The organism is Paracoccus xiamenensis (genome assembly GCF_011308835.1).
Lineage (GTDB): Bacteria > Pseudomonadota > Alphaproteobacteria > Rhodobacterales > Rhodobacteraceae > Paracoccus > Paracoccus xiamenensis.
The window spans coordinates 214,442-222,817 of record NZ_JAAOHY010000006.1; the positions used below are offsets into that span (position 1 = coordinate 214,442).

Here is an 8,376-nt window from a genome sequence, read left to right on the forward strand (position 1 = left end):
AATGCTGTATTGGCTTTACGATCTGACGGGCGGGCAGGGTGTCTTCAACCTGTTCCAATACATCACCTTTCGCGCCGGTGGCGCCTTCTTCACGGCCCTGATCTTCGCCTTCCTGTTCGGCCGTCCGCTGATCGAGAAGCTGCGCCGGATCCAGAAAAAGGGCCAGCCCATCCGCGATGACGGGCCGGAAACCCATTTCGTCAAGGCCGGCACCCCGACCATGGGCGGGCTGCTGATCCTGTCGGCGCTGCTGGTCGGCACGCTTCTGTGGGCGCGGCTGGATAATGGCTATGTCTGGATCGTCCTGATGGTGACCTACGGCTATGCGGCCATCGGTTTCGCGGATGACTATGCCAAGGTGTCGAAGCACAATACCAAGGGTGTCTCGGGCCGCGTGCGCATGGCGCTGGGTCTCGGCCTTGCATTCCTGGCAGCGGTCTGGGCGATGTATCTGCACCCCGACACGCTCAGCGGGCGGCTGGCCTTTCCCTTCTTCAAGGATCTGCTGCTGAATCTCTCGGTGCTGTTCATCCCGTTCGCCATGATCGTCATCGTCGGCGCGGCCAATGCGGTCAACCTGACCGACGGGCTGGACGGGCTGGCGATCATGCCTGTGATGATCGCGGCTGCCACCTTCGCCATCATCGCCTATGCGGTCGGCAACGCCACCTTCGCCGATTATCTGGGCGTCCACCGCGTCCCCGGCAGCGACGAGCTGGTGGTCTTTGTCGCCGCCCTGATCGGCGGGGGCTTGGGCTTTCTGTGGTACAACGCGCCGCCCGCCGCCGTCTTCATGGGCGATACCGGGTCACTGGCCCTTGGCGGCGCCCTTGGCGCCATGGCCGTCATTACCAAGCACGAAATCGTGCTGGCCGTCGTCGGCGGGTTGTTCGTGGTCGAGGCGCTGAGCGTCATCATTCAGGTTCTCTACTTCAAACGCACCGGCAAACGCGTCTTCCTGATGGCCCCGATCCACCACCATTTCGAAAAGAAGGGCTGGAAGGAAAGCCAGATCGTGATCCGCTTCTGGATCATCGCGCTGGTGCTGGCCCTGATCGGGCTTGCGACGCTGAAACTGCGCTGAGGCCTTTCATTCTGGCACAAATATCCTCGGGGGTGCAGGGGCAGACAGCCCCCGCAACGGCCCCGGAAAGAGAAGCGACATGATCCCCGTCCAAGGCGTTGCCAATCAAACCATCGCTGTTCTGGGCCTCGGCCGTTCCGGCAAGGCGACCGCCGCAGCATTGCAGGCGGGGGGCGCCCGCGTCGTCGTCTGGGATGACGGTCAGGAAGCGCGCGCCCAGGCCGAGACCGAGGGGCTGGAGGTCCGCGATCTCAGCCGGGACGCGGCATGGGAAGGGGTCGCGGCACTCATCACCTCGCCCGGCATCCCGCATCTTTACCCAAAGCCGAACAGCGTCATCTCCAAAGCGCTGGAGCTGGGCATACCGGTCGACAATGATATCGGCCTGTTCTTCCGCAGCTTCGCCACCTCCGAATGGGCAGAGTTCGACACAACCCCGCGCGTCATCACCATCACCGGCTCGAACGGGAAATCGACCACCTCGGCGCTGACCTACCATATCCTGCAATCGGTTGGCCGTCCGACCCAGCTAGGCGGTAATATCGGCACCGGCGTTCTTTCGCTGGATCCGGCCCATGATGGCGAGGTCGTGGTGATCGAGCTTTCAAGCTATCAGACCGACCTTGCCCGGGCGCTGACGCCGGATGTGGCGGTCTTCACCAATCTTTCGCCCGATCATCTGGACCGTCACGGCGGACCGGGCGGCTATTTCGCGGCCAAGCGCCGGCTGTTTTCCGAAGGCGGCCCTGACCGCTGCGTGATCGGCATCGACGAGATCGAGGGCCAGTATCTTGCCAATCAGATGGGGCAGGGGCCACAGGATGACCGTGTGATCCGCGTGTCCTCGGGGCAGAAGCTGGAAGGGTTCGGCTGGTCGGTTTTCGCGAAAAAGGGTTTTCTGAACGAATACCGCAAGGGCAGGCAGGTCGCCTCGGTCGACCTGCGCGCGGTCAAGGGCCTGCCTGGCGCGCATAATCACCAGAATGCCTGCGCCGCCTATGCCGCCTGCCGCGCCGTCGGCATCGCGCCCCGCGATATCGAGGCCGCGTTCCACAGCTTTGCGGGGCTGCCCCATCGCAGCCAGACCGTGCGTGAACTGGACGGCGTGCGCTATGTCAACGATTCCAAGGCCACCAATGTGGACGCGGCGCAGCAGGCACTGCTGGCCTTTCCGCGCATCCGCTGGATTGCTGGCGGGCTTGGCAAGGATGGCGGCATCGCGGCGCTGCAACCGCATTTGGGTGAGGTGGTGAAGGCCTATCTGATCGGCCATTCAGCACGCGATTTCGCGCTGCAACTGGGTGAGACCGCGCATGAGGTCGTCGACACGATGGAGGCCGCCGTCGCCCGCGCCCATGCCGAGGCGCAGCCGGGCGAAACCGTGCTGCTGGCCCCTGCCGCCGCCAGCTTCGACCAATACCCGAATTTCGAAAAGCGGGGCGAGCATTTCGCCGCCCTGGTGCAGGCGCTTTAAGGGCATTGAAGGCCCGGCCAGCCCGAAACCGGAAGCCGGACTGATCCGGCAGGCCGGTTCGATCGACTCGCGTCAGGGGCGTTCGGCGGACAGGAAGGCCGCCGACATGAAGCCGGTGCGGCCGCGCTCGTCGCGGATTTCGATCCAGTCGCCGCTGCGGGGGCCGATGGCAGTGACCATCTCGCCGCGTGACAGCGAACCCACGACCGTATCGGCGGTGCTCGGGCCGGCGCGAAAATTCACGGTGCTGCCGGTGACGAACAGCCTGTCGCTGGGGGCCTCGGCCAGATCCTCGGCCGGGGCGTCCTGCGCATATTCGGGCGATGGGCGCAGCTCTGGCCCGGGGAAATCGCGGCGACGTTCCGGCGTTTGCGCGACGTCGGTGATGACGGGGGCGCTGGCAGCTGCAGGATCGGTAGATGTCGGCGCAGGATCGGCGGGCTCAGGTTCGACCGGCGCCGTGTCGGCCGTTGCTGCCGCTGGTTGGGGCGCGGCAGTCCTTGCCCCGTCGTCTCCGCCCAGAAACATCAGCACTGCGCCAAATGCCAACACTGTCAGCAAGATCAGTTTAAACATGCAACCCCATCCCTGCATCGCCCGCGCGGTCCTGCACGACGACAGGCAAGCGTAACGCATCCGATCACTGCGGCGTTCCGCGCTTAAGCGGTGGTTTTGCATTTCCGACTGGACCGGGGCGCGGACGCGGCCTAAATCCTATCCATGTCCGATGATCTGATCCCCGACGAACCCGAGAATCTTGTCTCTGAACCGCTGTCGCGCGCGATTGGCGAGCGCTACCTGACCTATGCGCTGTCGACCATCATGAACCGGGCACTGCCCGATGCGCGTGACGGGTTGAAGCCGGTGCATCGCCGCATCCTGTATGCGATGCGCGAACTCAGACTTGCGCCCAACGGTCCTTTCCGCAAATCGGCGAAGATCACCGGTGACGTGATGGGCAACTATCACCCCCATGGTGACAGCGCGATTTACGACGCGATGGCGCGCTTGGCGCAGGATTTCGCCATGCGTTATCCGCTGGTCAGCGGGCAGGGGAACTTCGGCAATATCGACGGCGACAGTCCCGCCGCCTCGCGTTATACCGAGGCCCGTCTGGGCCAGCCCGGCGATGCGCTGATGGAAGGCTTGGCCGAGGATGCGGTCGAGTTCCGCCCGAACTATGACGGCACGCTGACCGAACCCGTGGTCCTGCCGGCGGCCTTTCCGAATCTGCTTTGCAACGGTGCCTCGGGGATTGCGGTGGGGATGGCCACAAACGTGCCGCCCCACAACCTGCACGAGGTCGTGGACGCCTGCCTGCATCTCATCAAGACGCCCGAGGCGCGCGACGACACGCTGCTGAACTTCGTGCAAGGTCCCGATTTCCCGACTGGCGGCGTGCTGGTCGAGAATGCCGAAACCCTGCGCGAGGTCTACCGCACCGGGCGCGGCAGCATCCGGCTGCGCGCGCGCTGGATGCAAGAGGATCTGGGGCGTGGGGTGTGGCAGATCGTCGTGACCGAGATCCCGTACCAGGTCCAGAAATCCAAGCTGATCGAGCGTCTGGCCGAGCTGATCCAGACCAAGAAGATCCCGATCTTGGCCGATGTGCGCGACGAATCCGCCGAGGATGTGCGCATTGTTCTGGAACCCAAGACCCGCAGCGTCGATCCGGCGCAGCTGATGGCGGCGCTGTTCCGCGTTTCGGATCTGGAAATCCGCTTTGGCGTGAACATGAACGTGCTGATCGACGGGCGGGTGCCCAAGGTCTGTTCGCTGAAAGAGGTGCTGCAGGCCTTTCTTGACCACCGCCGCGATGTGCTGCTGCGCCGCTCGACCTTCCGTCTGGGCAAGATCGCTGCCCGGTTGGAGGTGCTGGAGGGCTATATCATCGCCTTCCTGAACCTCGACCGGGTGATCGAGATCATCCGCAACGATGACGATCCCAAGGCCGGCCTTCTGGCCGAGGATTGGGGCGGCGGCGCCCGGCTGACCGAGGTTCAGGCCGAAGCGATTCTGAACATGCGGCTGCGCGCTCTGCGCCGGCTGGAAGAGATGGAGCTGCGGGCCGAACGCGACAATCTGCTGGAGGAACAGCAGGGCCTGACCGCGCTTGTCGCCGATCCGACCCGGCAATGGTCCCGCATCGCCGACGAGCTGCGCGAGGTCCGCGGGTTGTTCGGTAAATCCGTGCCCGGCGGGCAGCGGCGGACGGAAATCACCGCCTCGGTCGACGTTCAGCCGCTGGACATGGACAGCATGATCGAACGCGAGCCGGTGACGGTGATCCTGTCCAAGATGGGCTGGATCCGGGCGATGAAGGGCCATCAGCCGCTGGATGCCGAGGTGAAATTCCGCGACGGCGACGGCCCGTTCATGGCACTGCATGCGGAAACCACCGACAAGCTGATGATCTATGGCTCGAACGGGCGGTTCTATACGCTCAGCGCCAATGACCTGCCCGGCGGGCGGGGTCTGGGCGAGCCGGTGCGGCTGATGGTCGATCTTCCAAACGACGCTGCCATCATCGACCTGTTCCCCTGGCGCGAGGGGCGGAAATACCTGCTGGCCTCGAAGGCGGGGGATGGGTTCGTGGTCAACGCGGCCGATATCCTTGCGCAGACCAAATCGGGCAAGCAGGCGCTGAACGGCGACGCGCTGCTGTGTCGGCCGGTTACGGGCGATCACGTCGTCACCGTGGGCGAGAACCGCAAGATGCTGGTATTCCCGCTGGACGAGCTGCCGGAAATGGCGCGCGGCAAGGGCGTGCGCCTGCAAAAGTTCAAGGATGGCGGTCTGGCCGATGCAACCTGCATCACCTTGGCCGAAGGCCTGCGCTGGCAGGAAAGCGGCGGCCGCACCCGGACAGAGCCGGACCTGACCGAATGGCTCGGCAAGCGGGCAACGGCGGGCCGCATGGCCCCGCGCGGCTTCCCCCGCGACAACAAGTTCAACTGAACAAGCGAAAGGGGCGGGGTTCAACCCGCCCCAAACGTTTCCGGGGTTCCGAGAGACTGGGTTCCCGTGTTGCGCCCGCCGACGATCGGTCGGACTGGCGACCGAATGCCTAGACGCTGGTCTTCGGCGGGACGACCACTGGCTCCGTTGGTGGATCCGTTGTGGCAGTCTGATCATGCGGTTTGCCTGTGCATTCGGCCGAAGCCGGAAGCGCAGCCAGCGTAAGCACCGCTGCGGCGAGCGCCGCGAAGATTTTTGTCATGCGGTCGTCCTTTCGTGGTTGTTGCACGTCAGGTCGTAAGGGGCGCGATGTCATGCGCCCTGTCACCATAGTGTCATGATGCGGCGATTCGATCAAATCCACACGGCAGCGAAAGCGGCCCCTTGCCAAAAGTTGCCTGATTTTCGGGCAGTTCAGTCGCGCCGGACCAGCTTGCGACCGTCAACCATCGGCTTGATCAGGTTTTCGCGCTTCCAGAAGCGATAGAACAGCAGCACGCCGACATGCAGCAGAACCAGCACCAGGATCAGGTTGGCGCCGAATTCGTGATAGCTTTTTGCGGCCTTCCGCGTGGCTGAACTGACCGAACTGGCCAATGGGCCGGCATCGATGAAGTTTTCGGATTCCGACATCATCCCGGTCAGCACCTGCGCCACCAACGCCGCCAGCATTGCAATTACCGACAGCGCCCCCAGCGGGTTGTGGCCTGGCCAATAGCTCGGCTCGCGCAGGAACATGTGTCGCGCATAGTCCGAAATCGCCCGAGGCCCGCGCAGGAAGCTGGAAAAGCGTGCCGGTTCCGGGCCGACGAAGCCCCAGATCAGCCGAAAGGCCAGAAGGAAAGTGACCGCATAGCCGCACCAGAAATGCAGGGTCATGCTGGTTGGCCCGTAATTCCCTAACAGCCACGCAGCGATGACGAAGAAGGCCAGCAGCCAGTGGAACCCGCGCAGAAGCGGATCCCACAGCTTGACCTCGCGCAGTTCGGGGCGATCCGCCACGGTTTATTCCTCGCGGAAGTCGTCGTGGCAGGCTTTGCAGGCGCCTCCAAGCTTTTGCAGCACCGGGCCTAGCGCGTCCTGCCCGGCTGCAACGGCAGTGCCGGCACCGGCTGCTGCTTCCTGAAACTCCGCATATTTCTGGGCGAATTCCTCGGGCTGTTCCCAGACAGCGGGCAGGGCTTCGCTTTCCTTGCCATCCGCCGGGCCAGAGCCGGGGACGAACAGCGCTGGCACGGAATTATACTGGCTCAGCGCCTCGATATTGCTGGCGGCGGCGGTCACGGCGGCCTGATCGAAGGGAATTTCGCCTTTGGCGGTGCCCGCCAGCGTCCCCATGTTGATCGCGAGCATCTTCATATAGCCCGCGCGCGCCTCGATCGCGTCGTCGGCAGCGTCAGCATAAGCGAGAAGGGGGGCGGCGGCGAGAATGCTGGCAATGAAAAGCTGGCGCATGGTTGGCTCCTTAACTCAGGGTTACGCATTTGATATAAAAGGTAAATATTCCGATCTTCAGTCTTTCGTGTGATATGTCTAGGACTAGGAGGTTACAATAAAATGAAACCTGCACAACGGCTCACCGCCGACCGGCTGCCCGGACGGCGGTGAATTTTTCGTCAGCTGTACAGGTTCTGGACGCCCACCTGCTGGTGGATCTGGTTGATCGTTTGCGGTTGCAGACCCATCGCCTGTGCCAGTTGGTGCAGGTATTGCGCCTCTTCCTGGCTGTCGAAATCAATGGCCATGACCGACATCAGATAGACCTGCTGCTCCAGCCCCTTTGGGACGTCGCGCGCAAGGGCGGCAGCATCGACCGGCGCAGCCATCTGTTCGCGGATGAACTGACGTTCTTCATCGTCCAGATCGCCAAGCTCGCCCGTCAGACGCTCTTTTTCTCCCTCGTCGATCTTGCCGTCGGCCTTGGCGGCCTGGATCATCGCCCGCAGCATCAGACCGGCCACCGCATTCTGTTCCGGCGTTGGCGCGACCTCTGGCTCGCCATTATTGGCAAGGGAATCGTTCAGCAGCTCCCCAAAGGAGGCATCGTTGCTTTTCTGCGAGCCGCGACTGGCAAGCGCGCCACCTGCAGCACCGCCCGCAGCCCCGCCAAGCAGGCCGCCCAGCAGGTCGCCAAGCCCGCCCGACTGGCTGCCGCGGGTGCTGTTGGCACCACCGCCAAGCTGATCGAGGATGCCGCCCAACCCGCCGCTGGCCCCGGCAGAGTTCGGGCCGCCATAGCGACGACCGGTGCCCGCGCCTGCGCTTGACCCGCCACCCAGAACCTGACCGAGCAGGTCACCGAGCCCGCCGCCAGACGTGCCTTGACCGCCGCGCGACTGCGTGCCCTGCATGATCTGGTCCAGAAGGCCGCCACCGGTGCGGCGCGACTGCGTACCCGTGCGCTGCCCGGCAGTCTGCCCTGATCGCGGTGCGTTGGCGTTCTTGATGACTGCGCTCATGCCCTTGGCGACCAGTACACCGGCCGCGACGCGGGCGAGGGATTTCATGAGACTCATTGTGCTACTTCCTCCAGCGAACCATGGCGCAGAATGCGCGACAGGCTTGGGAAAGCGAACGCTTTTTTTCCCGCGCGGTTCCGGCGCGGGGGTAAAAAGCAGTCTCCGCAGCGCCCCTTGATTTTTCCCGATTCTGAATTTATCTCGGCCCGCGATACGAAAACCGGGGACGGGACCGCCATCTGCCCCGATCATGGAGGCCTTTATGGCAAAAGCTAAGTTTGAACGGACGAAACCGCACGTCAACATCGGCACCATTGGTCACGTTGACCACGGCAAGACGACGCTGACGGCTGCGATCACCAAGTATTTCGGTGACTTCAAGGCCTATGACCAGATCGATG

Annotated in this window: 8 protein-coding genes; 4 read left to right on the plus strand and 4 right to left on the minus strand. The window is 63.8% G+C overall.

What is annotated here, in order from left to right; all coding sequences use genetic code 11:
• Position 1: 1 nt before the first annotated feature.
• Positions 2 to 1,084, plus strand: coding sequence for a phospho-N-acetylmuramoyl-pentapeptide-transferase (gene mraY / locus G7044_RS13895; RefSeq protein WP_166329862.1), 1,083 nt, complete (start codon positions 2 to 4; stop codon positions 1,082 to 1,084).
• A gap of 79 nt (positions 1,085 to 1,163) precedes the next feature.
• Complete coding sequence (gene murD / locus G7044_RS13900) at positions 1,164 to 2,558, plus strand: UDP-N-acetylmuramoyl-L-alanine--D-glutamate ligase (RefSeq protein WP_166329864.1); 1,395 nt, start codon at positions 1,164 to 1,166, stop codon at positions 2,556 to 2,558.
• Between the two features lie 72 nt (positions 2,559 to 2,630).
• Here the strand turns inward: murD and G7044_RS13905 are convergent, their stop codons facing one another.
• Positions 2,631 to 3,134: an SH3 domain-containing protein gene (locus G7044_RS13905; protein ID WP_166329866.1), complete on the minus strand. Its 504-nt coding sequence runs from the start codon at positions 3,132 to 3,134 to the stop codon at positions 2,631 to 2,633.
• A gap of 144 nt (positions 3,135 to 3,278) precedes the next feature.
• Between G7044_RS13905 and parC the strand changes: the two genes are divergently transcribed.
• A complete protein-coding gene (gene parC / locus G7044_RS13910) occupies positions 3,279 to 5,516 on the plus strand; it encodes a DNA topoisomerase IV subunit A (RefSeq protein WP_166329868.1) in 2,238 nt (745 codons plus the stop codon).
• 414 nt (positions 5,517 to 5,930) lie between these two features.
• Here parC and G7044_RS13915 read toward each other — a convergent pair whose 3' ends face one another.
• The 3 genes from G7044_RS13915 to G7044_RS13925 form a co-directional block, all read right to left on the minus strand.
• Positions 5,931 to 6,518, minus strand: coding sequence for a cytochrome b/b6 domain-containing protein (locus tag G7044_RS13915; RefSeq protein ID WP_166329870.1), 588 nt, complete (start codon positions 6,516 to 6,518; stop codon positions 5,931 to 5,933).
• 3 nt (positions 6,519 to 6,521) lie between these two features.
• Positions 6,522 to 6,971, minus strand: a complete 450-nt coding sequence (locus G7044_RS13920) for a c-type cytochrome (RefSeq protein ID WP_166329872.1) — start codon at positions 6,969 to 6,971, stop codon at positions 6,522 to 6,524.
• A gap of 161 nt (positions 6,972 to 7,132) precedes the next feature.
• Positions 7,133 to 8,032 carry a DUF533 domain-containing protein gene (locus tag G7044_RS13925; RefSeq protein ID WP_166329874.1) on the minus strand — a complete coding sequence of 300 codons (900 nt, stop codon included), beginning with the start codon at positions 8,030 to 8,032 and terminating at the stop codon, positions 7,133 to 7,135.
• A gap of 205 nt (positions 8,033 to 8,237) precedes the next feature.
• Between G7044_RS13925 and G7044_RS13930 the strand changes: the two genes are divergently transcribed.
• The coding region (locus tag G7044_RS13930; RefSeq protein ID WP_235931319.1) for a GTP-binding protein at positions 8,238 to 8,376 on the plus strand (139 nt) is incomplete at its 3' end.